Annotated in this window: 21 protein-coding genes and 1 riboswitch; of the genes, 6 read left to right on the top strand and 15 right to left on the bottom strand. The window is 64.5% G+C overall.

Annotated features, from left to right (window positions below; all coding sequences use genetic code 11):
* Position 1: 1 nt before the first annotated feature.
* The gene (motA, locus tag AC2CQI_RS22880) at positions 2 to 853 is read right to left on the bottom strand and encodes a flagellar motor stator protein MotA (protein WP_075804777.1); all 852 of its coding nucleotides are present in this window, start codon (positions 851 to 853) and stop codon (positions 2 to 4) included.
* Positions 854 to 984: 131 nt separating this feature from the next.
* Here motA and AC2CQI_RS22875 point away from each other — a divergent pair, with 131 nt between their 5' ends.
* From AC2CQI_RS22875 to asd, 3 genes are read left to right on the top strand one after another with little or no spacing between them, the layout of a single operon-like run.
* Positions 985 to 2,523 carry an HDOD domain-containing protein gene (locus AC2CQI_RS22875; protein ID WP_484577961.1) on the top strand — a complete coding sequence of 513 codons (1,539 nt, stop codon included), beginning with the start codon at positions 985 to 987 and terminating at the stop codon, positions 2,521 to 2,523.
* A 46-nt stretch (positions 2,524 to 2,569) separates the two neighbouring features.
* Complete coding sequence (locus AC2CQI_RS22870) at positions 2,570 to 3,379, top strand: rhodanese-like domain-containing protein (protein ID WP_484577960.1); 810 nt, start codon at positions 2,570 to 2,572, stop codon at positions 3,377 to 3,379.
* A gap of 9 nt (positions 3,380 to 3,388) precedes the next feature.
* Complete coding sequence (gene asd, locus AC2CQI_RS22865; protein WP_484577959.1) at positions 3,389 to 4,258, top strand: archaetidylserine decarboxylase; 870 nt, start codon at positions 3,389 to 3,391, stop codon at positions 4,256 to 4,258.
* Between the two features lie 93 nt (positions 4,259 to 4,351).
* Here asd and AC2CQI_RS22860 read toward each other — a convergent pair whose 3' ends face one another.
* Both AC2CQI_RS22860 and serB read right to left on the bottom strand, forming a co-directional pair.
* Positions 4,352 to 4,759 (bottom strand): lectin OAA family protein, encoded by a 408-nt coding sequence (locus AC2CQI_RS22860; protein ID WP_178392029.1) that lies wholly within the window; start codon positions 4,757 to 4,759, stop codon positions 4,352 to 4,354.
* 151 nt (positions 4,760 to 4,910) lie between these two features.
* Positions 4,911 to 6,122 (bottom strand): phosphoserine phosphatase SerB, encoded by a 1,212-nt coding sequence (gene serB / locus AC2CQI_RS22855; protein WP_075804782.1) that lies wholly within the window; start codon positions 6,120 to 6,122, stop codon positions 4,911 to 4,913.
* Between the two features lie 135 nt (positions 6,123 to 6,257).
* On the opposite strand from serB, the gene AC2CQI_RS22850 reads away from it, so the two are divergent.
* Positions 6,258 to 7,766, top strand: a complete 1,509-nt coding sequence (locus AC2CQI_RS22850) for a histidine kinase (protein ID WP_484577958.1) — start codon at positions 6,258 to 6,260, stop codon at positions 7,764 to 7,766.
* A 194-nt stretch (positions 7,767 to 7,960) separates the two neighbouring features.
* Here the strand turns inward: AC2CQI_RS22850 and AC2CQI_RS22845 are convergent, their stop codons facing one another.
* From AC2CQI_RS22845 to AC2CQI_RS22805, 9 genes are all read right to left on the bottom strand, one after another.
* Positions 7,961 to 8,674 carry a PqiC family protein gene (locus AC2CQI_RS22845; RefSeq protein ID WP_484577957.1) on the bottom strand — a complete coding sequence of 238 codons (714 nt, stop codon included), beginning with the start codon at positions 8,672 to 8,674 and terminating at the stop codon, positions 7,961 to 7,963.
* 171 nt (positions 8,675 to 8,845) lie between these two features.
* Positions 8,846 to 11,104: a DNA topoisomerase IV subunit A gene (gene parC / locus AC2CQI_RS22840; RefSeq protein ID WP_484577956.1), complete on the bottom strand. Its 2,259-nt coding sequence runs from the start codon at positions 11,102 to 11,104 to the stop codon at positions 8,846 to 8,848.
* A 10-nt stretch (positions 11,105 to 11,114) separates the two neighbouring features.
* Positions 11,115 to 11,633 (bottom strand): retropepsin-like aspartic protease family protein, encoded by a 519-nt coding sequence (locus tag AC2CQI_RS22835; protein WP_484577955.1) that lies wholly within the window; start codon positions 11,631 to 11,633, stop codon positions 11,115 to 11,117.
* Positions 11,630 to 12,616: an esterase-like activity of phytase family protein gene (locus AC2CQI_RS22830; RefSeq protein WP_075804787.1), complete on the bottom strand. Its 987-nt coding sequence runs from the start codon at positions 12,614 to 12,616 to the stop codon at positions 11,630 to 11,632. Before AC2CQI_RS22830 ends, AC2CQI_RS22835 begins: the two co-directional genes overlap by 4 nt.
* Positions 12,613 to 14,517, bottom strand: coding sequence for a DNA topoisomerase IV subunit B (parE, locus tag AC2CQI_RS22825; protein ID WP_075804788.1), 1,905 nt, complete (start codon positions 14,515 to 14,517; stop codon positions 12,613 to 12,615). Before parE ends, AC2CQI_RS22830 begins: the two co-directional genes overlap by 4 nt.
* A gap of 36 nt (positions 14,518 to 14,553) precedes the next feature.
* A complete protein-coding gene (locus AC2CQI_RS22820; protein ID WP_484577954.1) occupies positions 14,554 to 15,162 on the bottom strand; it encodes a YqiA/YcfP family alpha/beta fold hydrolase in 609 nt (202 codons plus the stop codon).
* 105 nt (positions 15,163 to 15,267) lie between these two features.
* Positions 15,268 to 16,080: a 3',5'-cyclic-AMP phosphodiesterase gene (cpdA, locus tag AC2CQI_RS22815; protein ID WP_484577953.1), complete on the bottom strand. Its 813-nt coding sequence runs from the start codon at positions 16,078 to 16,080 to the stop codon at positions 15,268 to 15,270.
* Between the two features lie 85 nt (positions 16,081 to 16,165).
* Entirely contained in the window at positions 16,166 to 16,618 is a 453-nt protein-coding gene (locus AC2CQI_RS22810; protein WP_075804791.1) for a DUF1249 domain-containing protein, read from the bottom strand.
* Positions 16,609 to 17,226 carry an NUDIX domain-containing protein gene (locus AC2CQI_RS22805; protein WP_075804792.1) on the bottom strand — a complete coding sequence of 206 codons (618 nt, stop codon included), beginning with the start codon at positions 17,224 to 17,226 and terminating at the stop codon, positions 16,609 to 16,611. Before AC2CQI_RS22805 ends, AC2CQI_RS22810 begins: the two co-directional genes overlap by 10 nt.
* A gap of 186 nt (positions 17,227 to 17,412) precedes the next feature.
* On the opposite strand from AC2CQI_RS22805, the gene AC2CQI_RS22800 reads away from it, so the two are divergent.
* Entirely contained in the window at positions 17,413 to 18,153 is a 741-nt protein-coding gene (locus AC2CQI_RS22800) for an RsiV family protein (RefSeq protein ID WP_484577952.1), read from the top strand.
* Here AC2CQI_RS22800 and cytX read toward each other — a convergent pair.
* Together cytX and thiC are read right to left on the bottom strand one after the other, a co-directional pair.
* Positions 18,122 to 19,450 (bottom strand): putative hydroxymethylpyrimidine transporter CytX, encoded by a 1,329-nt coding sequence (gene cytX, locus AC2CQI_RS22795; protein WP_484577951.1) that lies wholly within the window; start codon positions 19,448 to 19,450, stop codon positions 18,122 to 18,124. The two genes, AC2CQI_RS22800 and cytX, sit on opposite strands and share 32 nt — an antisense overlap.
* A 98-nt stretch (positions 19,451 to 19,548) precedes the next feature.
* On the bottom strand, positions 19,549 to 21,438 hold the full coding sequence (gene thiC, locus AC2CQI_RS22790) for a phosphomethylpyrimidine synthase ThiC (protein ID WP_075804795.1): 1,890 nt from the start codon (positions 21,436 to 21,438) through the stop codon (positions 19,549 to 19,551).
* Between the two features lie 151 nt (positions 21,439 to 21,589).
* A riboswitch (TPP riboswitch) is annotated at positions 21,590 to 21,694 on the bottom strand.
* 143 nt (positions 21,695 to 21,837) lie between these two features.
* Between thiC and AC2CQI_RS22785 the strand changes: the two genes are divergently transcribed.
* Positions 21,838 to 23,271 (top strand): TolC family outer membrane protein, encoded by a 1,434-nt coding sequence (locus tag AC2CQI_RS22785; RefSeq protein WP_484577950.1) that lies wholly within the window; start codon positions 21,838 to 21,840, stop codon positions 23,269 to 23,271.
* Between the two features lie 94 nt (positions 23,272 to 23,365).
* Here the strand turns inward: AC2CQI_RS22785 and waaA are convergent, their stop codons facing one another.
* Positions 23,366 to 24,637 carry a lipid IV(A) 3-deoxy-D-manno-octulosonic acid transferase gene (waaA, locus tag AC2CQI_RS22780; protein WP_484577949.1) on the bottom strand — a complete coding sequence of 424 codons (1,272 nt, stop codon included), beginning with the start codon at positions 24,635 to 24,637 and terminating at the stop codon, positions 23,366 to 23,368.
* Positions 24,638 to 24,665: the final 28 nt, after the last annotated feature.

Below are 24,665 nucleotides of genomic sequence, written 5' to 3'. Positions count from 1 at the left end.
ATCAGCGACCGCGGACTGCTTGTTCCAGCTCGGCGAAGCTCGGACGGTGCTTCGGATAGAGCACCTTGCGTCCGAATTCCACGGCCAGCGAAGGCGGCATGCCGGAGGCCGACGCCACCAGGGAGGCCTTGATCGCTTCGTAGGTGTTCAGCTCTTCCTTGGCATCGTGGGCCAGGGAGGTCGCCAGCGGGCCGAAGAAGCCGTAGGCCGCGAGAATACCGAAGAAGGTACCCACCAGCGCCGCACCTACGTGCATGCCGATGGCCGCCTGGTCACCCTCGCCCAGCGAGGCCATGGTCACCACGATACCCAGTACCGCTGCGACGATACCGAAACCGGGCATGCCGTCGGCGATACCGGTCACCGCGTGGGACGGGTGCTCCAGCTCTTCCTTCATGCTCAGCAGTTCCATGTCGAACAGGCCTTCCAGCTCATGGGGAGCCATGTTGCCGGTGGACATGATGCGCAGGTAGTCACAGACGTACGCGGTCATGCGCTCGTCCTTCAGCACCGCCGGGTATTTGGCGAAGATGGGGCTCGCCGCGGCATCCTCGATGTCGCCCTCGATCGCCATCATGCCTTCGCGGCGGCTCTTGTTGAGGATCTCGTAGACCAGGCCGAGCACTTCTATATAGAAGGCGTGGGAAAAGCGGCTGCTGAACATGCTCAGCGACTTTTTCACCACATGCATGGTCATATAGCCAGGGTTGGCCTGCAGGAACGCACCGAAAGCGGCACCGCCGATGATCAGCACCTCGAAAGGCTGGATCAGGGCTGCGATCTTGCCGTGGGAGAGTACGTATCCGCCTAGCACGCTCGCGAATACGACAATGATGCCGATAATTTTAGCCATAGATAGAAAGCACTTACTGTCGGGGTCTTGGGTGAGGACGGAAGTTAGTAAATCTCTTCTTCTACTTATCGGCAGTTCTGCGCCAGACTATAGCCAGTCAAGGCGAAAAGCCAGCTTGGCCCACTTCCAGCATGCTTAGTGAAACCATCGTGCCAACTACGAATCCGAAGACTCTAGACGCCTGGATCAAACTACTGGACGGTACCCCTCTACCGGTCCCGTGCCATAGCCACGACCGCGTGAAAGAAGCGCTCGCGGACAGCCGCCGTTCGCTGCGCGACATTGCCGAAGTGATGCAGGATAGTCCGGCTTTGGTGCTTGGGGTAATGCGCGAAGCGAATCGGCATACCCACGCCACCATCGCCGAGCCGGCAGAGAATCTCGAGGTCGCGCTCAACCGTCTCGGCCTGGCCCGCGTCGATGCCTTGATGCAGCGCCTGCCGACCGCGCCCGTCGAACAGATCCCCCTGGCCCTGCGCCAATTGCAGATGATCAGCCAGCACGCCAGCCAGCAGGCCAGCGGCCTGTTCGCCAGCCGCCTGGCGCGGCTCTGGCAGGACATCCACTGGGGCAGCCTGCTGTTTCTTTCGCCCCTCTGGCCGCTGGCCCTGACCCATCCGCAACTGCTGGAAGAATGGGAAGTGCGCGTGGTCCATCGCGGCGAGCCGGCCCCCAAGGTCGAGCGCGAGCTGTTCGGCGTGCGCCTGCTCAGCCTCTGCCAGGCCCTCGCCGAGTTCTGGCACCTGCCGACCTGGGTCACCCAGGGCTATCACCTGTTGCAGGAAGAGCGCCGCTCGCTGGCCAAGGTCATGCACATCGCCCGCCTGCACAAAAGCTCGCTGCGCCAGCAACAGAAGCTGGATGCCGACCCGGAACTGCGGCGCTGGCTGAACCATCCGGCCAACACCGTGATGCTGGCCAACGGCGTGGCCCTGGCCGCGCAGCATGCCTGGACCGGCGCCCATATCCGCCGCTGGCAACAGCTGATCAGCCTGTACCTGCAGGCAGCGCTCGAAGACGTCCAGGTGCAGAACCACCAGCAGGCGGCGGCCAGTGCGCGCAAGCATGGGCTGCAAGGCGTATTCCATCCGGCGCAGATGCTGCTCTGGCCCGTCGATGCCCGCTACATCCCGCGCGGCATGCAGCAGGCGAGCACCCCGGACACCAAGGCCCTCGGCGACTGGCGCAAATACTGCGCCGACCTGCTCGCCGAGCCGAGCCCGTTCTCCAACGCCATGCACCTGACCACCTACGCCCGCGAAGCCCTGCAGGCCTGCGGGATGAAACGGGTGCTGCTGTTGATGTGCGACAAGACCCAAAGCTACCTGCGCGTCCACCAGTTGGCGGGCCTGCCGCAACAGGCCGCCAGCCTCACGGTACCGGTGGAACAGAGCAAATTGCTGCAACGCCTGCTTACACAATCGGCACAACTTCGCCTCACCCCGCAGAACCACGCGCAGTTCTCCGCCCTGCTTCCAGGCAGCCTGCGCGTGCTGTTCCGTGGCGAACACCTGCTGCTGCGTTCGCTGTCGAACAACGGCAAGGTGATCATGCTGCTGATGGCCGACCAGGGCGGCGGCCCGTTCTCCGAAGTCAGCGTCCAGGCCTTCGCCAGGACGGCCCAGTGCCTGGAGCGCGCCCTCGCCACCTTCAGCAACCGCGGCGCCTGACCCTGCGCTACAATCGCCACCCTCTGTTCCGCTCTGGAGTTTCTGGATGACTGACTTTTCCGGCTTGCCCCTGGTGATCGAACCGGCAGACCTGCAGCCGCGCCTCGCTTCGCCGGAGTTGATCCTGGTCGACCTGACCAGCGTCAACCGCTACGGCAGCGGCCATCTTCCCGGTGCCCGCTTCGTCGATCCCAAGCGCACGCAACTGGGTCAGCCGCCAGCACCCGGCCTGGCCCCGGCCAAGGCCGAACTGGAAAAACTCTTCAGTGAACTGGGCCATCGCGCCGACGCCACCTACGTGGTCTACGACGACGAAGGCGGCGGCTGGGCCGGACGCTTCATCTGGCTGCTGGATGTGATCGGCCACCAGCGCTACCACTACCTCAACGGTGGCGTACAGGCCTGGCCGGCCAACCTGCTGAGCACCGAGGTCCCGGCCAGCGCTACGGCGCCGGTCAGCCTGGTGCTGCATGACGAGCCCACCGCCACCCGCGAATACCTGCAAAGCCGTCTCGGCGCCGCCGACCTGGCGATCTGGGACGCGCGCAGCCCCGGCGAATACCGTGGCGAAAAAGTCCTCGCCGCCAAGGGCGGACACATCCCCGGCGCGGTCAACTTCGAGTGGACCGCCGGCATGGACCTGAACGACGCCCTGCGCATCCGCAAGGACATGCCGCAGATCCTCGAACAGCTGGGCATCAGCAAGGACAAGGAAGTCGTCACCCACTGCCAGACTCACCACCGCTCGGGCTTCACCTACCTGGTGGCCAAGCACCTGGGCTACCCACGGGTCAAGGCGTACGCCGGCTCCTGGGGCGAATGGGGCAACCATCCGGACACGCCCGTCGAAGTTTAAGGAAACCCAATGAAATCCCGTTTGTTCATCATCAGCCAGTACCTGCTGCCCCATCACCTGCTCTCGCGCCTGGCCGGCTGCGTGGCCGAGTGCCGCGTGCGCTGGTTCAAGAACGCCTTCACCGCCTGGTTCGCCAAGCGCTACCAGGTCGACATGTCCCAGGCCCTGGTCGAAGACCTGACCGCCTACGAGCACTTCAACGACTTCTTCACCCGGGCCCTGAAGCCGGGCGCCCGCCCGCTGGATGACACCCCGGGCGCGATCCTCTGCCCGGCCGACGGCGCCATCAGCCAGCTGGGTCCGATCGAGCACGGCCGCATCTTCCAGGCCAAGGGCCACAGCTACAGCGCCCAGGAACTGCTCGGCGGCGATCCGGCCAATGCCGCGCCGTTCATGGGCGGCGAGTTCGCCACCGTGTACCTGTCGCCGAAGGACTACCACCGCGTGCACATGCCGCTGGCCGGTACCCTGCGGGAGATGATCTACGTGCCGGGCCGCCTGTTCTCGGTGAACCAGACCACCGCGGAAAACGTCCCGGAGCTGTTCGCCCGCAACGAGCGCGTGGTCTGCCTGTTCGATACCGAACGCGGGCCGATGGCCGTGGTGCTGGTGGGTGCGATGATCGTCGCCTCGATCGAGACGGTCTGGGCCGGCCTGGTCACCCCGCCGAAGCGCGAGCTGAAGACCTTCCGCTACGATGAAGCCTCCCGTGCGCCGATCCATCTGGAGAAAGGTGCCGAACTGGGTCGCTTCAAGCTGGGTTCGACCGCCATCGTGCTGTTCGGCCCCGAGCAGGTGAAGTGGGCCGAAAGCCTCGGCGCCGGCTCGCCGGTCACCATGGGCCAGGGCATGGCCCTGCCGGTCGCCCCGCAAGCCTGATCCCTGAGGCAGCTGCAAGCTACAAGCTGCAAGCCATAAGAAAAAGCAGACCGATGCGCTGGCTGCTTTTCCTTACAGCTTGCGGCTTAAAGCTTACAGCTCGATATGACTGCGGAAGCCGATCGGGCCTTCGTTGTCATAGGTGTTGGTGCCATCGAGGCTCTTGCCTCCGTCGTTCGACTTGACGCTCAGGGCAACCACGCTCTGGTTGTCGCGCCCGCCGATGACCCATTCGCCACCCGGATGCCAAGGGGCATCGTTGCCGCCCCACTGGTTCTGGACTTCGTAGCGGTTGTGGGCGATGCGCTTGGCCTTGAAGCCGATCGGACCTTCGCCCGAGTAGGTCATCTGGCCCTTGAAGGTCACGCCACCGTCACCGGAACGGATATCGACGGCCACCACCTTCTGGTTGTCCCGCGCACCGAGCTGCCAGGTTCCACCCGGATGCCACGGTGCACTGTTACCGCCCCATTGGTTCTGAACTGCGTACTTGTTCGCCATGAACTTCATCTCCTTGAAGTTGCTGATGGGAGACCGGCCAGTGTCCCGACCGGCCGTGCGACCCTCGGTACGGGCCGCACGCGAGCAAGCCTAGTCGGCGCTCAAAGAACGCCAGGGAACAAGGGACGAATGGTTAGAACCATTCGCTCTATCATGCACCTTCGCGGTCGCGCATCCCCAGCAGGTAGAGCACGCCATCGAGGCCGAGGGTGGAGATCGCCTGCTTGGCCGACTGGCGCACCAGCGGTTTGGCACGGAAAGCCACGCCGAGGCCGGCGATAGCCAGCATCGGCAGGTCGTTGGCGCCGTCACCGACCGCGATGGTCTGCTCCATCTGCAGGCCTTCCTTGCGCGCCAGCTCGGTGAGCAGGTCGGCCTTGCGCTGGGCGTCGACGATCGGCTCGATGGCCACGCCGGTCACCTTGCCGTCGACCACTTCCAGTTCGTTGGCGAACACGTAGTCGATGCCCAGCTTGGCTTGCAGTTGCTTGGCGAAATAGGTGAAGCCGCCGGAGAGGATGGCGGTCTTGTAGCCGAGGCGCTTGAGTTCGGCGAACAGGGTTTCCGCGCCCTCGGTCAGGCGCAGCGAGGCGCCGATATCGTCGAGCACGTTGACGTCCAGGCCCTTGAGCAGTGCCAGGCGCTCCTTGAAGCTGGCGCGGAAGTCCAACTCGCCGCGCATGGCGCGCTCGGTGATTTCCGAGACCTGCTCGCCGACGCCGGCGGCCTTGGCCAGTTCGTCGATCACTTCGGCCTCGATCAGCGTCGAGTCCATGTCGAACACCGCCAGGCGACGGTTGCGGCGGAACAGCGAATCCTGCTGGAAGGCGATATCGACGCTCAGTTCCTGGCCGACACTGAGGAATTCGGCACGCAGGGCCTGGGGATCGGCCGGTTCGCCGCGCACGGAGAACTCGATGCAGCCCTTGCCCTGCTCCACCGGGGTGTCCAGCGCCACGCGACCGGACAGGCGGTCGATATGGTCGATGTTCAGCCCGTACTTGGCGGTGATGGAGCTGACGCGCTGCAACTGCTCGGCGGTGACCTTGCGGGTCAGCAGGGTCACGATGTGGCGTGGCTTGCCCTGGTTGGACACCCAGTTGCGGTAGTCTTCTTCCGAGACCGGGGTGAAACGCACTTGCTGGTTCAGTTCGTAGCCGGTGAACAGCAGGTCCTTGAGTACCGAGGAGCCCTGCTCGGTGCCGGGAATCTCGACGAGGATGCCGAACGACAGGGTGTCGTGGATCACCGCCTGGCCAATATCGAGGATGTTCACACCGCCACGGGCGAGAACGCCGGTAATGGCCGCGGTCAGACCCGGACGGTCCTCACCGGTGATGTTGATCAAGACGATTTCGCGCAAGACGGGCTCCAGGACGTGCAAAAAATGCGCATTCTACCGCCTTTTGCGGACCATCGGGCGCAGTCGATGCTTTGCCGCCCGAAGGGCGCTCGCTATACTGCGCAGCAATTTCTCCGTCATAAAGAGCCGCGCTCAGTGAACCGGCCCACGCCCGTCAAAACCGACAACTTCTTCCTGCTGATCTTCCGTGCCCTGCGTCAGCGTCGCGTGCCACTGGCACTGCGCATCGCCTGCCACAACATTTTCCTGGTTGCCCTGGCGCTGGTGATCTACGCCTGCGTGATGGGTTTGCAGTTCAAGGAAGCCATGCACGAACAGGCCGACGCCCTCGGGCAGAGCCTGACCACCCAGACCGCGACCTCGGCCACCGAGCTGCTGGTGTCCAACGACATCCTCAGCCTCAACGTGTTGCTCGGCAACCTGGTGAAGAACCCGCTGGTGGCCCATGCCGCGATCTACAGCGTGGACAACCGGATTCTTGCCGAAGCCGGCCAGCGCCCGAAGAACAGCCTTCTTGGCGAGGCCGAGGGCCTGTATCAGACCAAGATCACCTTCCAGGACGTCACTGCCGGGCAACTGCGCATCAGCCTCGACATGAGCCAGTTCCAGCAGCCGATGACCATCAGCATGCAGAGCATGGGCATCCTGGCCGGGATCCTGCTGGCCTTGGCGCTGACCATGAGCCTGCGCCTCGGGCGCTACGTCTCCACACCGTTGCTGCAACTGCGGGTGTGGCTGCGCGACCTGGACGAATACACCCCGGCCACCGAGCGCCAGGACGAGATCGGCGACCTCGCGCGCCAGTTGCATGCACGCTTCGCCCCGCCGCCGAAGCCGGTCGAGCCCGAGCCGGAAATCGAGGACGAGTTCGAGGAAGACGCCGAGCCGTTCGAAGTGCGTGATCTGCGCGATCCGGACTTCGACGAAGCGCCCGCGGTGGTGCGTCCGGTCAAGCGCGTGGTGGAAGCTGAAGAAGACGAAGATGACGACGCCTTCGCCGACCTGCGTGACGACGCCGTGCCGACTGCCGCGCCGGTCGCCGCCAAGCCGGTCGCTCCACGTGAACCGACGAAAAGCGCCGTGCTGGCCGTGCAACTGGGTTCCCAGGAGCAACTGCGCCGCCTGCCCCGCGCCCGCCTGACCGAGCTTCTGGAGCGCTACCGCGACTGCCTGGACCAGGCGGCGTCGCTGTATGAAGGTGAAGTGCAGACGCTCAACGATGGCAGCACCCTGTTGCTGTTCCACAGCCAGGACAGTGGCGAGGATTACCTGACCAATGCCATCTGCTGTGGTGAGCTGCTGCGGGCGTTGGGTCATGCCTTGCTGGTGGAAGTGGCCGACAGCGGCATCACCTTGCAACTGCAGCTGGGCCTGGCGCTGGGTGAAAACCTGAACGGCCTGAGCCAGATCGACCTGCTGCTGACCGAAAAGGCCCAGGATGCCCTGGCCCTGTCGCAGCACAGCCGTAATCTGCTGCTGGTGGAACGCAAGATCAGTGATGACGCGCTGATTCGCCAGCGTGCGCGGATCCGCCCGATTGCCAGCCCCGAGGGCGCCTGCTGTGTGGAGCGCTTGATGGAGCCTTATCCGTCGATGCTGGAACGGCAACTGGCGCGGATGCATGAGCGGCAGGTGAAGAACTGATATTTGCGGTGCTGCTGATGGCCTCATCGCTGGCAAGCCAGCTCCCACAGTGTCTGCGTCGAGCACAAATCTTGTGGCAGACCACAGAACCTGTGGGAGCTGGCTTGCCAGCGATGAGGCCAGAACAGACTATGCAGTTTCCAGCCCCCAATAAAAAAGCCCGCATCACTGCGGGCTTTTTTATTGGGTTCTGATCAGAACCGGAACACTTCCATATCAGTACGAATCGGCGAAGCCATCGGGATCTTCGGCTTCTCCGGCTCCTTGCGCACCTGCACCGGTGCCGCCGGTTTCTTCGCCGGGGCCTCTTCCGCCAGCGCTGGCTGGTTGGCCAGCGGCTTGAGCGCAGTGCTCAGCTGTTCCGCCAGCTTCTGCAGCAACTGGCCCTGGGCCTGAACCTGTGCCGCCGAACTACCCGCATGGGGCTGCTCAAGGTGGACGATGCGGTTGTCCCGCACCTGGCCACGACGGTCCAGCAAGCGCCATTGCGCATCGAGGATCGCCGGCTGGTTAGCCCCGGAATCCAGGCGGGTGATCGACAGCAACACCTGCACATCCGGATTGAAGCCGGTATTGGCCGGCGCCAGGACCACACGCTGGCTGTCCAGGCGCCAAGCCAGCTGACGCACCAGCAACTGATCGATATCCGCCGACAGACTGCCCGCCCAGCGACCGTCCGTCGCCGCAGTCAGGCTGCCGTCGGTCTGACGCTGCAGCAAAGTCTCGCGTTGCAGGTAGTCGGCAACCGATACCGGCCCCAACACCACCGACATGCCGGCCGCCTGCTTTGGCTGGCCCGGCTCGCCACTGTCGAGCTGATACAGCGCGACCGGCTGGTGCATGCTGCACCCTGCCAGGCCGAGAACGCCGGTCAGCAGAAGAACAAATGGAAGGCGCAGAAAAGTCATCATCCCATCCAGGCGGCCACCACACGGCACCGCAGTGATACACATGAATTCAGTCGGGCACCCGGCCACGCCGGCGCCACAGGGGGGCTATCATCCGCGAAAATACGGCCTGACTCCAGTATTTACGCCCGGAACGTGTAGGAAATTACCGTTTCCGGGCGTGTATTTGCCTTACTCGGGAGCGTCGACCAGCAACGCATCGACCCGCTGGAAGCCCCGTGGCAGCTTGTTGCCCCGGCGCCCGCGCTCGCCCTTGTAGTGCTCCAGGTCTTCACCCTTGAGTGACAGGGTACGCTTGCCGGCCTGCAATACAAGGGTCGCCCCGTCGGAGAGTACGGCCATGTCCGTGACATATTCTTCACGACTGGCTACCCGATCCCCGGGAATACCGATGATCTTGTTGCCCTTGCCTTTGCCCAGTTGCGGCAGGTCGCTGATCTTGAACACCAGCAGGCGACCTTCGGTGGTGACCGCCGCCAGCCAGTTCTGCTCGCGGTCCGCCACCGGCCGTGGTGCCAGCACCTTGGCCCCATTGGGCAGGCTGAGCAGGGCTTTACCGGCCTTGTTCTTGGCCTGCAGGTCCTCGCCCTTGACCACGAAGCCATAACCCGCGTCGGACGCGATCACATACAGGGCGTCGTCATCCGGTAGCAGCACGCATTCGAAGGCCGCGCCCGGCGGCGGCGTCAGACGACCGGTCAAGGGTTCGCCCTGACCCCGTGCCGAAGGCAGGGTGTGGGCCGCCACCGAATAACTGCGCCCGGTGGAGTCGATGAACACGGCGAACTGGTTGGAACGCCCCGCCGCCGCCACCTTGAAACCGTCACCGGCCTTGTAGGACAGCCCGGTGGCATCGATATCGTGCCCCTTGGCGCAACGCACCCAGCCTTTTTCCGACAGAACGACCGTCACCGGCTCGGTCGGCATCAGCTCGTTTTCCGACAGGGCCTTGGCCTCGGCACGGGCAACGATTGGCGACCGGCGGTCGTCGCCGTAGGTTTCCGCATCCTTGATCAGCTCGGTGCGCACCAGCTTGCGCAGTTTGGTGTCGCTGCCCAGCAGAGCCAGCAGCTTGGCCTGCTCTTTCAGCAGTTCTTCCTGCTCGCCGCGGATCTTCATCTCTTCCAGTCGCGCCAACTGGCGCAGACGGGTTTCGAGGATGTAGTCGGCCTGGATCTCGGTCAGTTCGAAACGGGCAATCAGCGCCTGCTTGGGCTGGTCCTCGGTGCGGATGATGTGGATCACTTCGTCGAGATTGAGGAAGGCGACCAGCAAGCCGTCCAGCAGGTGCAGGCGGCGCTCGACCTTGTCGAGGCGGAATTTCAGGCGCCGACGAACGGTAGCAATCCGGAACTCCAGCCACTCCAGCAGCAGTGCCCGCAGGTTTTTCAACTGCGGCCGGCCATCGAGGCCGATGATGTTGACGTTGACCCGGTAGCTCGACTCCAGGTCGGTCGTGGCGAACAGATGCTGCATCAGTTCATCGAGGTCGACCCGGTTGGAGCGGGCGATGATCACGATGCGGCACGGGTTCTCGTGGTCGGACTCGTCACGTAGGTCGGCGACCATCGGCAGCTTCTTGGCCTGCATCTGCGCGGCGATCTGTTCCAGCACCTTGGCCCCGGAGACCTGGTGCGGCAGCGCGGTGACAACGATATCGCCGTCTTCGATGCGATAGACGGCGCGCATGCGGATCGAGCCGCGACCGCTTTCGTAGATTTTCAGCAGTTCGGCACGCGGGGTGATGATTTCCGCTTCGGTCGGATAGTCCGGGCCCTGGATATGCTCGCAAAGCTGCTCGATGGTGGCTTTCGGCTCGTCCAGCAGGCGCACGCAGGCGCTGGCGACTTCCCGCAGGTTGTGCGGCGGTACGTCGGTGGCCATGCCCACGGCGATACCGGTGGTGCCGTTGAGGAGAATATTCGGCAAACGTGCCGGCAACACGGCAGGTTCGTCGAGGGTACCGTCGAAGTTCGGCACCCAGTCCGCCGTGCCCTGGCCCAGTTCGCTGAGCAGCACTTCGGAATAACGGGAAAGCCGTGCCTCGGTGTAACGCATGGCCGCGAAGGACTTCGGATCGTCCGGCGCACCCCAGTTGCCCTGGCCGTCAACCAGGGTGTAGCGGTAGCTGAACGGCTGCGCCATCAGCACCATGGCTTCATAGCAGGCCGAGTCGCCATGGGGGTGGAATTTACCGAGCACGTCACCGACGGTACGCGCCGATTTCTTGTGCTTGGAGTCGGCATCCAGGCCCAGTTCGCTCATGGCATAGACGATGCGCCGTTGCACCGGCTTCAGGCCGTCGCCGATATGCGGCAAGGCGCGGTCCATGATCACGTACATGGAGTAGTTGAGGTAGGCCTGTTCGGTGAAGTCGGCCAGTGACCGGCGCTCTACGCCATCGAGGCTCAGATCAAGGGAGTCGCTCATGCGGGCCTCATCAGTTCAAGGTCTGGCGCAGCAGCAAGGTGCCGCCGCGCTGGGTGAATTCAAGTTGTTTCAGGGCACTCATGCCCAGCAATACCTGGCTGCCGTCGAGCCCGGGGACCACCAGGGCGCGCACGTCGCGCAGCAGGATATCGCCCAGTTGCACGCTGTCCAGGCGGGTGCGATAACCCTCTGCGCGGCCGTTGGCGGTGCTGACCGTGACCGGCGCACCGCGCTCGAGGCCGAAGTCCCGGGCCACGGCCTCGGGAATCGCCACATCGGTGGCCCCGGTATCCAGCAGGAAATGCACGGCCTGGCCGTTGATCAGGCCATCGGCGACGAAATGCCCCTGGCCGTTGCCGAGCAGGCGCACTTCGACGAAGCCGTCACCGTGTTGCGAGGTGACCTGGCCGTTGGGGTTGGCCTGCTTGTCTTCCCACGCGCCGAAAAAGCGCGTGGCCAAAAACAGTCCGGCCGCCCAGGCCAGAACCATGAACACCCGCCCGATCCGCTGGCCCGGGGTCTGGCTCATTTCTTCGCGCTCCAGCCGCCTTTCGGCGCAGCGAAGCGCCAGACAATCGGGCGATCCTCGCCATCGGCGCGGGTGCCGTTGTTGTTGTCGATGCCGATCCAGGCGCCTTCGGCGTCGATCACCAGGGCTTCGGCCAGGCCGTAGGGCTGGCTGTATTGTCGCTGTTCGGTCAGCGCTTCGCCGGCAAAGGACCAGCAACGCTCCACCTGCGCACTCTGGGCGTCACGCCGGCAAATGCGGTAGGCATTGCGCTCGAGGGTGAACAGCTTGCCCTCGAACAGCGCCAGGTCGGAGAAGTCCCGGGACACCTCGCGGGCCTTGGGGAACTGGTCCGGCTGCATTTCCGTGCCGGCTTCGCTGAGCAGGACGCAGGCGTCGCCGCAGGTCCAGGTGCTTTGCTTGCGGTTGACCAGTAGCAGCCCGCGACGCTCGCGCTCGGCCGCCAGCCACAGGCGGTCGCCCGCCGGACTGACGGCCAGGCCTTCGAACAAGGCATTGAAATGCAGGAGCATGCCGCTGGCCCGGGCCTGGCGAATCATCGCCGGATCGATCTTCAGCCAGTTCGGCTCGCCTTCCACGGGTACTTCCAGTACGGCGGCATGGGCTTCGCTGACGATGTACTTGTTGCCGGCCGCGTCACAGCTGATGCCTTCGAAATCCAGATCGCCGCCGCGCACCAGCGAAGCCGCCCACTGCCGCGAGCGCAGGCCCAGCGGGAAGCCGGGGTCCGGCACCGCCGGCGCCGCCAGCGGCTGGCCGAGCGCCTGCCACACGTGGCTGGCGGTATCGAGCTTGTAGATCAGGTCGTCGTCGCGGTCGGAAACGGTCCACAGGGCGCCATTGCACTGCGCCAGACCCGACAGGTTGCCGCCGCGCATGCCTTCGACCGGGTGCTCCGAAAGCATGGTCAGTTCCGGCCACGGATCGGCCATGGCCGGCACCGCGACCAGGGTCAGCAGTGCCGCCAGCAAACCACGGATCAAGCCATGACCTCGGCCAGGTTGCCGTTGCTTTCCAGCCAGGACTTGCGGTCGCCCGCGCGTTTCTTGGCCAGGAGCATGTCCATCATCTCGCGGGTTTTCTCGAAGTCATCAAGGGTCAGCTGGACCAGGCGCCGGGTATTCGGGTCCATGGTGGTTTCGCGCAGTTGCGGCGGGTTCATCTCGCCGAGCCCCTTGAATCGGGTGACCTGCGGCTTGCCGCGCTTCTTCTCGGCCACCAGGCGGTCGAGGATGCCGTCACGCTCGGCTTCGTCGAGGGCGTAGTAGATTTCCTTGCCCAGGTCGATACGGTACAGCGGCGGCATCGCCACGTAGACGTGACCGGCCTCGACCAGCGGACGGAAATGCTGGACGAACAGGGCGCACAGCAGGGTCGCGATGTGCAGGCCGTCGGAGTCGGCGTCGGCGAGGATGCAGATCTTGCCGTAGCGCAACTGGGTCAGGTCGGCAGCGCCCGGATCGACGCCGATGGCCACGGCGATGTTGTGCACTTCCTGGCTGGCGAGGACTTCACCGCCATCCACTTCCCAGGTGTTGAGGATCTTGCCGCGCAGCGGCAGGATCGCCTGGAATTCCTTGTCCCGCGCCTGCTTGGCGGAACCGCCTGCGGAATCACCCTCGACCAGGAACAGTTCGGCGCGCATCGGATCCTGGCCCGCGCAGTCGGCCAGCTTGCCGGGCAGCGCCGGGCCCTGGGTGACGCGCTTGCGCTCGACCTTCTTGCTCGCCTTGAGGCGGCGACCGGCGTTGCTGATGGCCAGCTCGGCCAGTTGCATGCCCAGTTCAGGGTGCGCGTTGAGCCACAGGCTGAAGGCGTCCTTCACCACGCCGGAGACGAAGGCCGCGGCCTCGCGGGACGACAGGCGTTCCTTGGTCTGCCCGGAGAACTGCGGCTCCTGCATCTTCATCGAGAGGACGAAGGTGATGCGCTCCCAGACGTCTTCCGGCGCCAGCTTGACGCCACGGGGCAGCAGGTTGCGGAATTCGCAGAACTCGCGCATCGCATCCAGCAGGCCCTGGCGCAGGCCGTTGACGTGGGTACCGCCCTGGGCGGTGGGAATCAGGTTGACGTAGCTTTCCTGGACACTGTCGCCACCTTCCGGCAGCCACAGCAGGGCCCAGTCCACGGCTTCCTTGTTGCCGGCCAGGCTGCCGCAGAATGGCTCGTCCGGCAGGCGCAGGTACTCGCTGACCGAGTCGACCAGGTAGGAACGCAGGCCGTCCTCGTAATGCCACTCGACCTTCTCGCCGGTGCTCTTGTCCTCGAAGGTCACCGACAGGCCCGGGCACAGCACGGCCTTGGCCTTGAGCACGTGCTTGAGGCGGCTGACGGAGAATTTCGGCGAGTCGAAGTACTTCGGATCCGGGGCGAAATACACGCTGGTACCGGTGTTGCGCTTGCCGACGCTGCCGATGACTTCCAGCTCGCTGGCCTTGAAGCCGTCGGCGAAGGTCATCTGGTATTCGTTGCCATCGCGCTTGACCCGTACCCGCACCTGGGTCGACAAGGCGTTGACCACCGAGATGCCAACCCCGTGCAGACCACCGGAGAACTGGTAGTTCTTGTTGGAGAACTTGCCGCCGGCGTGCAGCTTGGTGAGGATCAGCTCGACCCCCGACACACCCTCTTCCGGGTGGATGTCCACCGGCATGCCGCGACCGTCGTCGCTGACCTCCAGGGAGTGGTCGGCGTGGAGGATCACCTGCACCGAACGGGCGTGGCCGGCCAGGGCTTCGTCGACACTGTTGTCGATGACTTCCTGGGCCAGGTGGTTGGGGCGGCTGGTGTCGGTGTACATGCCCGGACGCTTGCGTACCGGGTCAAGGCCCGAGAGGACTTCGATGGCGTCTGCGTTATAGGCGCTAGCGCTGGGATTGGCCATGGGTTCTCGTCGTCATTCGTGGGTGAAAATAGGCAATCAAAATACAGAAAAATCCAGGTCCTGATACGTCTTCGCATCAATACCCGCGTAACTCAGCAAGGCTGGCAGGTGCAGGGCAAAGCGCTGGAAGCTGTGGCCGCCACCGGCTTCGATGCGCAGGGCACAGGCCCGGTAGAAGCGCTCGGCGCGGCGGTAATCCAGGGTTTCGTCGCCGGTCTGCAACCACACCTGGTAACGCTCGGCGTCCATGGGCGGCGGGACTTCCAGCCCGGCCAGGGCCTCGACATGATCGGGGGTCAGTTCCCAGGTTTCGCCGGTGTAGTGGTTGGTCTGGGTGCCCAGGTAGCCGTCGAACAACTGGTGCGGATTGACCGCCGGGTTGATCAGCAACGCTTTCAGCCCGTGGCGCTCGGCCAGATGAGTCGCATAGTAGCCGCCAAGGGAACTACCGACCAGCAATGGCCGGCCCAGTTCGGCGATACCCGCCTCCAGTTGTGCGATGGCCTGGCGCGGATGGTGATGCAGGGCCGGCACGCGCAGTTGCCCGGCCAGGCCGATGCGCTCCATCACTGCCAGCAACTGGCTGGCCTTCATCGAGCTCGGCGCGCTGTTCAAACCATGGATGTAAAGGATCGAGCCCGACATTCCGCCCCCCGGAGTTCCTGGAGCGCCCGCCAGTGGCGGGCACAAAGACGCGCAGTTTAGCCTGATAAGCGGGAAATGATTCAGCTTTAGAGATTGCGCGATGCTTCAGTAGCCATTGCCGTAGTCAACGCTGAAGGCAAAATCGCTCAGGCGCGAGACACCGGTCTCCAGCCGGCCATCGCCATGCAGCGCCAGCCAGCGGTAACCGGGCGGGCGCTGCTCGTCAACCTTGAAGTCCGTGCTGCGCGGTTCGAACTGGATGCAGGTGGACGGCGACGCCAGCAGGCGCCGACCATCCAGGTGCTGGTCCCATTCCTGATGGATATGTCCCCAGAGCAAGGCCCGCGCCTGTGGATAAGGCTTGATCGTCTCGAACAGCGCTTCAGGATTGCGCAGGCCGATGGGCGCCATCCACGCACAGTCGATGGAAATCGGCTGATGGTGGAAGCACACCAGGCAATGACGGCCGCCGGCGCTGCTCAGGGCCTGGTCGAGCACGTGCAGCTGGTTTGCTTCGAGGCGCCCCGGCACGCTGCCGGGAATCGACGAGTCGAGCATGATCACCCGCCAGTTACCGATATCGGTGACCTGCTGCAGCAGGTCGGTGCCTGCCGCGACGCGTTCCATCGGCAGCGGCTCGTCGTGGTTGCCGGCCAGCCAGCGGGTTGGCGCGCCGAGCACGGCGGTCATATCACGGAAATGTCGGTAGGACGCTTCGGTACCGTCCTGGGACAGATCGCCGGTGGCCAGGATCAGGTCGATATGCGGTTGCTCGGCCAGCACCAGGTCGATGACCCGCTGCAGGCTGTCACGGGTATTCATGCCCAGCAGCGAACCCTCGCCATCGGCGAACAGATGACTGTCAGAAAGCTGCACCAGACGAACCGGGGCACTGGATGCGGGGTTGGCGTGCGGCAAGGGGCCGTCTCCTTGAGGAAATCCTGCACGATTATGGTGGGGAAGAATCGGCGGATCAAACCGGCACCACGACCGCCGTCACATTTCAGCGAACCGCTTCGAGTTCGTGACCGCAGGCCAGGCAATGGCTCAGCCATTCGCCCAGGAACAGATTGAGCTGGGCTTTCTCGTCCGGCTGGTGCATCGCCGCGTTGGGATAGGGGTAGATGCTACGGAAACGCCGGGCATGTTCGGCGCTGACCACTTCGGCCATGCGCGCATCGTGATAGACCTGCACTTCCAGTTGCGGCACCGGCAGCCAGGGCAGGCTGTGCTCCTGGCGCACCCGCAAGGTGGTGGTGTAGGGGCAGGCCAGCACCACTTCCAGGGTCAGTACGCCGAGCATCTGGTCGCCCTGGGTCATGCCGATGCGCCGCGAATCGAGGGAGGTGCGCATATCCGGGAGCAAGCGCATCAGGCGTGCATAGTTCGCCTCGCAGGCAGCCTGCAAGCCAACCAGATCGACCCGATAGCGTTCGCGCACAAGATTCACGACCACATCCCCCTGACTTCATCGCGGTTCAGGGCCAGCCACTGCAAGGCGATGATGGTCGCCGCATTGGCAATCTGCCCGTCGCGCACGGCTTGCAGGGCATCGTCGAAACCCCAGACCCGCACGCGGATATCTTCACCCTCTTCTTCCAGGCCATGCAGCCCGCCAGCCCCCTCGCTGCTGCAACGACCGAGGTACAGATGGACCAACTCGTCGCTGCCACCGGGAGACGGGAAATACCGGGTCATCGGCCACAGCGAGGAGAAACTCAGCCCAGCTTCCTCCTGCGCCTCGCGGTGCGCAACTTCTTCCGGTCGTTCGTCCTTGTCGATCAGACCGGCGACCAGCTCCACCAGCCAGGGGTTGCCGGTCTTGTCCATGGCGCCGACGCGAAACTGCTCGATCAGCACCACTTCGTCGCGCTGCGGGTCGTAGGGCAGGACGCACACCGCGTCGTGACGCACGAACAGCTCGCGCTTGATCTCGCGGCTCATGCCGCCGGCGAACAGCTCATGACGCACGCGGATCCGGTCGAGCCGATAGAAGCCCTGGAAACAGGTTTCGCGGTCGACGAGCTCGACGGCTGTTGGAACGGAATTCAGCTTGTCTGTCATGGAAGTCCTCGCTACCTCACTTGCAACTTCGCGCCATCCTACCCCGCGTACCCTCGGCTTTCACCCTCTTTCAAGTCAACCCAAGGACTGCGAGGATAGGCACCGCCCGTCTAATCAAGATTAGCGGCGAACCGACTGCCATGCTGGCGGTCCAAGGCCGGTTACCGTCGTTCCAGAAGGATCATCATGACGCTTGTCAAACTGACCACCGTGGCTCTACTGGCCCTAGTCCTGGGGGCGTGCCAGAGCGTTTTCCAGCCGAATATGCGCAAGCCGCTGGAGGTCAAGCGCGAGGCCTGGGAACACATCAAGCCCGGTTGCAGCGCCAGCGATTGCCCGCTGGTGAACATCGACACCCTGCACTTCCCGGCCCAGCCGCAACTGGATGCGCTGATCGAGCGGCGCCTGCTGCAGTTCACCGCCGACGGCGGACCGCTGCCGACCTCGCTCAAGGCCTATGAAGAGAGCTTCCTGCGTTCGGCGCAGAGCCGTAACAGCAGCTACCTGCAAGCCAAGGTACGCGAGCAGCATGACGGACTGGTGATCATCGAGCTGTCCAGCTACCTGGACACCGGCGGCGCCCATGGCAACCCTGGCCGCGCCTTCATCAACTGGTCGCGCCAGCAGGAAAAGGTCCTGACCCTGCAGGACATGCTGGTCCCGGGCCAGGAAGAGACTTTCTGGAAAACCGCGGAAGAAGCCCACCGCGGCTGGTTGATCGCGACGAAGATGGACCAGGACCCGGAATTCGTGAAGAACTGGCCGTTCCAGAAAACCCCGAACATCGCCCTGACCTATGGCGCGGTGGTGCTCAAGTACGACGTGTACGCCATTGCGCCCTACGCCATGGGCCACGTCGAACTGAAGATCCCCTACCCGCGCCTGAACGGCGTGATCAAGCCGGAACTGTTTCCCGGCCGCGGCTGAAGCTGAACAGGCCGTGGAGCAATCCTGCCAGCAGCAACGCCGGCAGGGTTGCACCGAGGTCCGGCGCGTAGTTGGCCAGCAGGTGGTAGGTGGCCACGCCACCGGCCCAGGCCAGCAAGGCGCCAAAGTGCAGTGAACCGACCTGCGCCGGCAGGCGGCGACGGCGCAGCAGGAAGTGATCCACCAGCACCACGCCGAACAGCGGCGCGAACACCGAGCCGATCAGCAGCAGGAAGTTCTGGTACTGCGCCAGCGGCGCGAAGCAGGCGATCAGGGTGCAGACCACGCCAATCGCCAGGGCCAGGTGTTCCACCTTCAAGCGCAGCAGCAGGCCGCTGGACACCGCCGCCGAATGGATATCGGCGAAGGCGTTTTCCGATTCGTCGAGCAGGATCAGCAGCAGCGGAATCCCCAGGCCCGCCCCCGCCAGCGCCAGCAACAACGCATTGACCTCGCCACTCGGCGCGAATGCCAGGGTGTAGGCCACGCCCAGGCTCATCAGCCAGAAGTTGCCGATGAAGAAGCCCAGCGCCGTGCCGCCGAAGACCCGGCTGGCGCGCTTGCCGAAGCGCGAATAGTCGGCGATCAGTGGCAGCCAGGACAGCGGCATGGCAATGGCGATATCGAAGCCCACCGCCAGGGACATCGTGCCATCGCCCGCTTTTGCCCACAGCGCAGCCAGGTCGGCCTTGGCGAAGAGGTTCCAGGTCAGCCACAGGCAGGCGCCGAGCAACAGCCAGATCCCCCATTTGCGCAGGATGCGGCGGACGAAGGTCAGCGGGCCGCTGACGGCCAGCAGGGTCGCGAGGCCGCCGAAGAACAGGGTCCACAGCAGCGGGCTGTTCCAGGCGCTGTTCTCGCCGAAGGACCGCGCGCCGAGCAGGCTGGCGGCGTCGCGCATGACGATGATTTCGAAGGAGCCCCAGCCGATCAGTTGCAGCAGGTTGAGCACCGCCGGCAACGAAGCGCCGTGCCTGCCCAGGCTCAGGCGCAGGGCGGCCATGGCCGAGAGTCCGGTGTCGCTGCCGATGACGCCAACCGCGGCCAGCAGCAGAACCCCGACCAGGGTACCCAGGGCGATCGCCAGGATCGACCCGGCGAGCCCCAGGCCCGGCGCCAGCAGCGCGCCGGTCTGCAGGACCATCAGGCCGATGCCGAGGGAGAACCACAGGGAGAACAGGTCGCGGGCACCGAAGATGCGCTGGTGACCGGGGACGGGGGAATCGGGGGAGTAGTTGCTGGGTAGGGACACGATAGGGTCTCGGCAGGAGTTTTTTATTGGTTTCGAGGGCCTCATCGCTGGCAAGCCAGCTCCCACAGGGACCGCATGCACCGCGGACCCTGTGGGAGCTGGCTTGCCAGCGATTGGGGCCGCCTAGGCGGCCCCGGCTTACCTCAGACTTTCTTGTACAACTGGCTGCCTTCCTGGCGGAACCGCTCGGCCTGCTCGCGCATGCCGTCCTCGACCGCCACGTCCACCACGTCGATGCGCTGGTTGGCGGCGTATTCGCGGACTTCCTGGGTGATCTTCATCGAGCAGAACTTCGGCCCGCACATCGAGCAGAAGTGCGCGACCTTGGCCGAGTCCTTCGGCAGGGTCTCGTCGTGAAACGCACGCGCCGTGTCCGGATCCAGGCCCAGGTTGAACTGGTCTTCCCAACGGAATTCGAAACGCGCCTTGCTCAAGGCGTTGTCGCGGATCTGCGCGCCCGGATGCCCCTTGGCCAGGTCCGCCGCGTGGGCGGCGATCTTGTAGGTGATGATCCCGGTTTTCACATCATCCTTGTTCGGCAGGCCGAGGTGCTCCTTCGGCGTGACGTAGCAAAGCATGGCGCAACCGAACCAGCCGATCATCGCTGCACCGATGCCGGAGGTGATGTGGTCGTAACCCGGGGCGATGTCGGTGGTCAGCGGGCCGAGGGTGTAGAACGGCGCCTCGTCGCAGCATTCCAGCTGCTTGTCCATGTTCTCCTTGATCAACTGCATCGGCACATGGCCCGGGCCTTCGATCATGCACTGCACGTCATGCTTCCAGGCGATCTTGGTCAGCTCGCCGAGGGTTTCCAGCTCGCCGAACTGCGCTTCGTCGTTGGCGTCGGCAATCGAACCCGGACGCAGACCGTCGCCCAGCGAGAAGCTGACGTCGTAGGCCTTCATGATTTCGCAGATTTCGTCGAAGTGGGTGTAGAGGAAGTTCTCCTTGTGATGCGCCAGGCACCATTTGGCCATGATCGAACCGCCACGGCTGACGATGCCGGTGACCCGCTTGGCGGTCAGCGGTACATAGCGCAGCAGCACGCCGGCGTGGATGGTGAAGTAGTCCACACCCTGCTCGGCCTGTTCGATCAGGGTGTCGCGGAACAGCTCCCAGGTCAGGTCCTCGGCCACGCCGTTGACCTTTTCCAGGGCCTGGTAGATCGGCACGGTACCGATCGGCACCGGCGAGTTGCGGATGATCCACTCGCGGGTTTCATGGATGTGCTTGCCGGTGGACAGGTCCATGACCGTGTCCGAGCCCCAGCGGATACCCCAGGTCAGCTTGGCCACTTCTTCCTCGATCGAGGAACCCAGGGCGCTGTTGCCGATGTTGCCGTTGATCTTCACCAGGAAGTTGCGGCCGATGATCATCGGCTCCAGCTCCACGTGGTTGATGTTGGCCGGGATGATGGCGCGACCGCGGGCGATTTCCTCGCGGACGAACTCGGCGGTGATTTCCTTGGGAATGCTCGCGCCGAAGCTGTGGCCGGCGTGCTGCTGGTCGAGCAGGCCGGCGGCGCGGGCTTCCTGCAGCTTCATGTTTTCGCGCAGGGCGACGTATTCCATCTCGGCGGTGATGATGCCCTTGCGCGCATAGTGCATCTGGCTGACGTTGGCGCCGGCCTTGGCCCGGCGCGGGTTGCGCACGTGGGCGAAGCGCAGCTTGGTCAGCTCGGCGTCGTTCAGGCGCTGCTGGCCGAAGTCGGAGGACAGGCCGGCCAGGCGCTCGGTGTCGCCACGGTCGTCGATCCAGGCCGAACGCACGTCGCCCAGGCCCTTGCGCACGTCAATGACGACGTTGGGGTCGGTGTACGGGCCGGAGGTGTCATAGACCAGCACCGGGGCGTTGGCTTCGCCACCGAAATCGGTCGGGGTATCGTCGAGGCTGATTTCCCGCATCGGCACGCGGATGTCCGGGCGCGAGCCCTCGACATAGACCTTGCGCGAACGGGTGAAAGGTTGCACGGACTGCTGGTCGACCTGGGCGGACTCGCTCAGGTTGGACGGGTATTTTTCTTGTTTGCTCATCACAGGCTCTCCAGACGGGTTGGATGTCGGAGCGAACCTGATGGGGACACGGAGAATGCACCTTGGGCGGTGCTGTGCCGAATGCGGGGGTGTCTGGCGGCCTTGTGAGGCTGACTCGACATTCCCGGACCCGGCACAAGAGGGCTCGCGGGAAGCGAGCAATCTTGTTCCCTACGCAGGCGCTAACCTGATCAGGTTCAACGGGATCCGGAATTTCCGATCTCAGCCTCAACGCAAGGCACCCCGACAAGAACGTGCGCAGTCTAGACTGGAGTCAGCCCAAACGCCAACCCTCCTGGCGCAAGCGTGACAAATGGCGCAAATGTCAGATTGTTGCAAAGTGCCTGCGCAACTACACTCGCAAGTTCAGAATTACCTACTTCGTTCAAGGACCGCCCTATGCTGCGCAAACTTTCACTGGCGCTTGCCGTGTCTTGTGCTTCCAACGGATTGGCCTGGGCAGCAGACTTGCCGCTGTCGAGCAAAACCGACCTGGTCAGCGTTTACAACGAGGCGGTGAACAACAACGCCGACCTCGCCGCCGCCCGCGCCGACTACGGTGCCCGCCGTGAAGTGGTGCCCCAGGCCCGCGCCGGCCTGCTGCCGAACCTGTCCGCCGGCGCCGAGATGATGAACACGCGGACCAGTGTCGACCAGCCTTCGGTCACCGCCAGCCGCAGTGGCAATACCTGGAGCGCGACCCTGGCCCAGCCGATCTTCCGCGCCGACCGCTGGTTCCAGTTGCAGGCGGCCGAAGCGGTCAACGAGCAGGCGGCCCTGGAGCTCTCGGCCACCGAGCAGAACCTCATTCTGCAAAGCGCCGAGAACTACTTCGCGGTGCTGCGCGCCCAGGACAACCTGGCCTCGACCAAGGCCGAGGAAGCGGCGTTCAAGCGCCAGCTCGAGCAGTCCAACGAGCGCTTCGACGTCGGCCTGTCGGATAAGACCGACGTGCTCCAGTCCCAGGCCAGCTACGACACCGCCCGGGCCAACCGGATCATCGCCGAGCGCCGCGTGGCCGATGCCTTCGAAGCTTTGGTGACCCTGACCAACCGCGACTACAACTCGATCCAGGGCATCGTCCACACCCTGCCGGTGCAGGTGCCAACCCCCAACGATGCCAAGGCCTGGGTCGACACGGCGACCCAGCAGAACCTCAACCTGCAGGCGACCAACCACGCCGTGCAGGCCGCCGAGGAAACCCTGCGCCAGCGCAAGGCCGGGCATGCACCGACCGTGGATGCGGTGGCGCGTTACCAGAAGGGTGACAACGACAGCCTCGGCTTCAGCAACCCGAACTACACCGGGCAGCGCTATGGTGGCGACGTGGAGCAGACCAGTATCGGCCTGCAGTTGAACATCCCGATCTACAGCGGTGGCCTGACCAGCTCGCAGGTGCGCGAGGCCTACCAGCGCCTGAGCCAGAGCGAGCAGCAGCGTGAAAGCCTGCGTCGCCAGGTGGTGGAGAACACCCGCAACCTGCACCGTGCGGTGAACACCGATGTGGAGCAGGTGCAGGCGCGCAAGCAGTCGATCATTTCCAACCAGAGTGCGCTGGAAGCCACGGAAATAGGCTATCAGGTGGGGACCCGGAACATCGTCGATGTGCTCGATGCACAGCGCCAGCTGTACACCTCGGTGCGTGACTACAACAACACCCGGTATGACTACATCCTCGACAACCTGCGCCTGAAGCAGGCGGCGGGGACCTTGAGCCCGCAGGACCTGCAGGATCTGGGGCGGTACCTGAAGGCGGACTACAACCCGGACAAGGACTTCCTGCCACCGGACCTGGCGGCGGCGGCCAAGGCCAATTTCGAAGGTCGACCGTAGGGGCCTCATCGCTGGCAAGCCAGCTCCCACAGTGTCCGCGTCGCTGCCGAACCCTGTGGGAGCTGGCTTGCCAGCGATAGCGGCATAACAGTCTCTACCGAATCAAAGCCCCGACACCATCGAGCAAACGCTGCAATGCCCCCTGATTGGCCCGCATCACCGCCACCCCCGCCTCGCCCATCTTCCGCGCATCCTGCGGCAACTCGATCAATCTCCTCACCTCAGTCGCCAGCCCCTCGGCATCATCGACCTGCGCCAACGCCCCGGCCTCACGCAACATCGCGCTGATTTCCAGGAAGTTGAACACATGAGGCCCCATGATCACCGGTAATGCCAGCGCCGCCGGCTCCAGCGGGTTATGCCCGCCGGTCGCGACCAGACTGCCGCCGACAAAGGCGATATCGGCCAGGGCATAGAGGAACAGCAACTCGCCCATGGTATCGCCAAGCAGCACCCGGGTCTGAGCGTCCACCGCCGTGCCAGCCGACCGGCGCACGGTGGCGAACTGCTCGGCACACAACTGATGCACCGCGTCGAAGCGCTCCGGATGGCGCGGCACCAGGATGAGCAGGGCATCGGCATGAACCGCCAGCAACTGCTTGTGCGCCGCCAGGATCAGCGCATCCTCGCCATCATGGGTACTGGCGGCAATCCACACCGGCCGCTGCGTCGCGCCCCACTGTCCACGCAGCTCACGAGCACGGGGCAGCAGTTGCTCGTCGATCTTCAGGTCGAACTTGATCGAACCGGTCACCTGCACCGTCGCCGGCCGCGCGCCCAACTGGCGGAAGCGCTCGGCCTCGGTTTCGGTCTGCACCGCGAACAGGCTCATCTCTTCCAGCATCGGCCGGGTCAGACCGGCGAAGCGCGCATAGCCACGGGCCGAGCGCTCGGACAACCGGGCATTGGCCAGGGCCACCGGAATCCCGCGCCTGGCGCACTGGTGGATATGGTTCGGCCACAGCTCGGTTTCCATGATGATCCCCAACTGCGGCCGGGCCTTGTCGAGGAAACGCGCCGCCGCCCAGGGCAGGTCATAGGGCAGGTAGCAATGCTGGATGCGCGGCTCGTTGGCGAACATCGCGCGGATCCGCTCCGAGCCGGTGGGGGTCATGCAGGTCACGGTGATCGGCAGCTGTGGATAACGCTCCAGCAGCGCACGGATCATCGGCGCGGCGGCGATGCTTTCGCCCACCGACACGGCATGGACCCAGATACCACCGGGTTTCAGCGGCGGCAGGCCGAAGGCGAAGCGTTCGCCGATGCGCTCGCGATAGGCTGGCGCCTTGCGCCCACGCAGGAACAGGCGCAGCGCAACCAGCGGCAGGCCCAGTTGAAACAGCAGGGTATAGAGAGTTCTGTTCATGGCGCGGGAGTTTACAAGGTGTCACCTG

The sequence above is a fragment of the Pseudomonas sp. P2S-1 genome, from assembly GCF_057197725.1.
The sequence above is the reverse complement of the archived record's forward strand: the minus strand, read 5'-3'. Positions and strand labels throughout refer to the sequence as shown.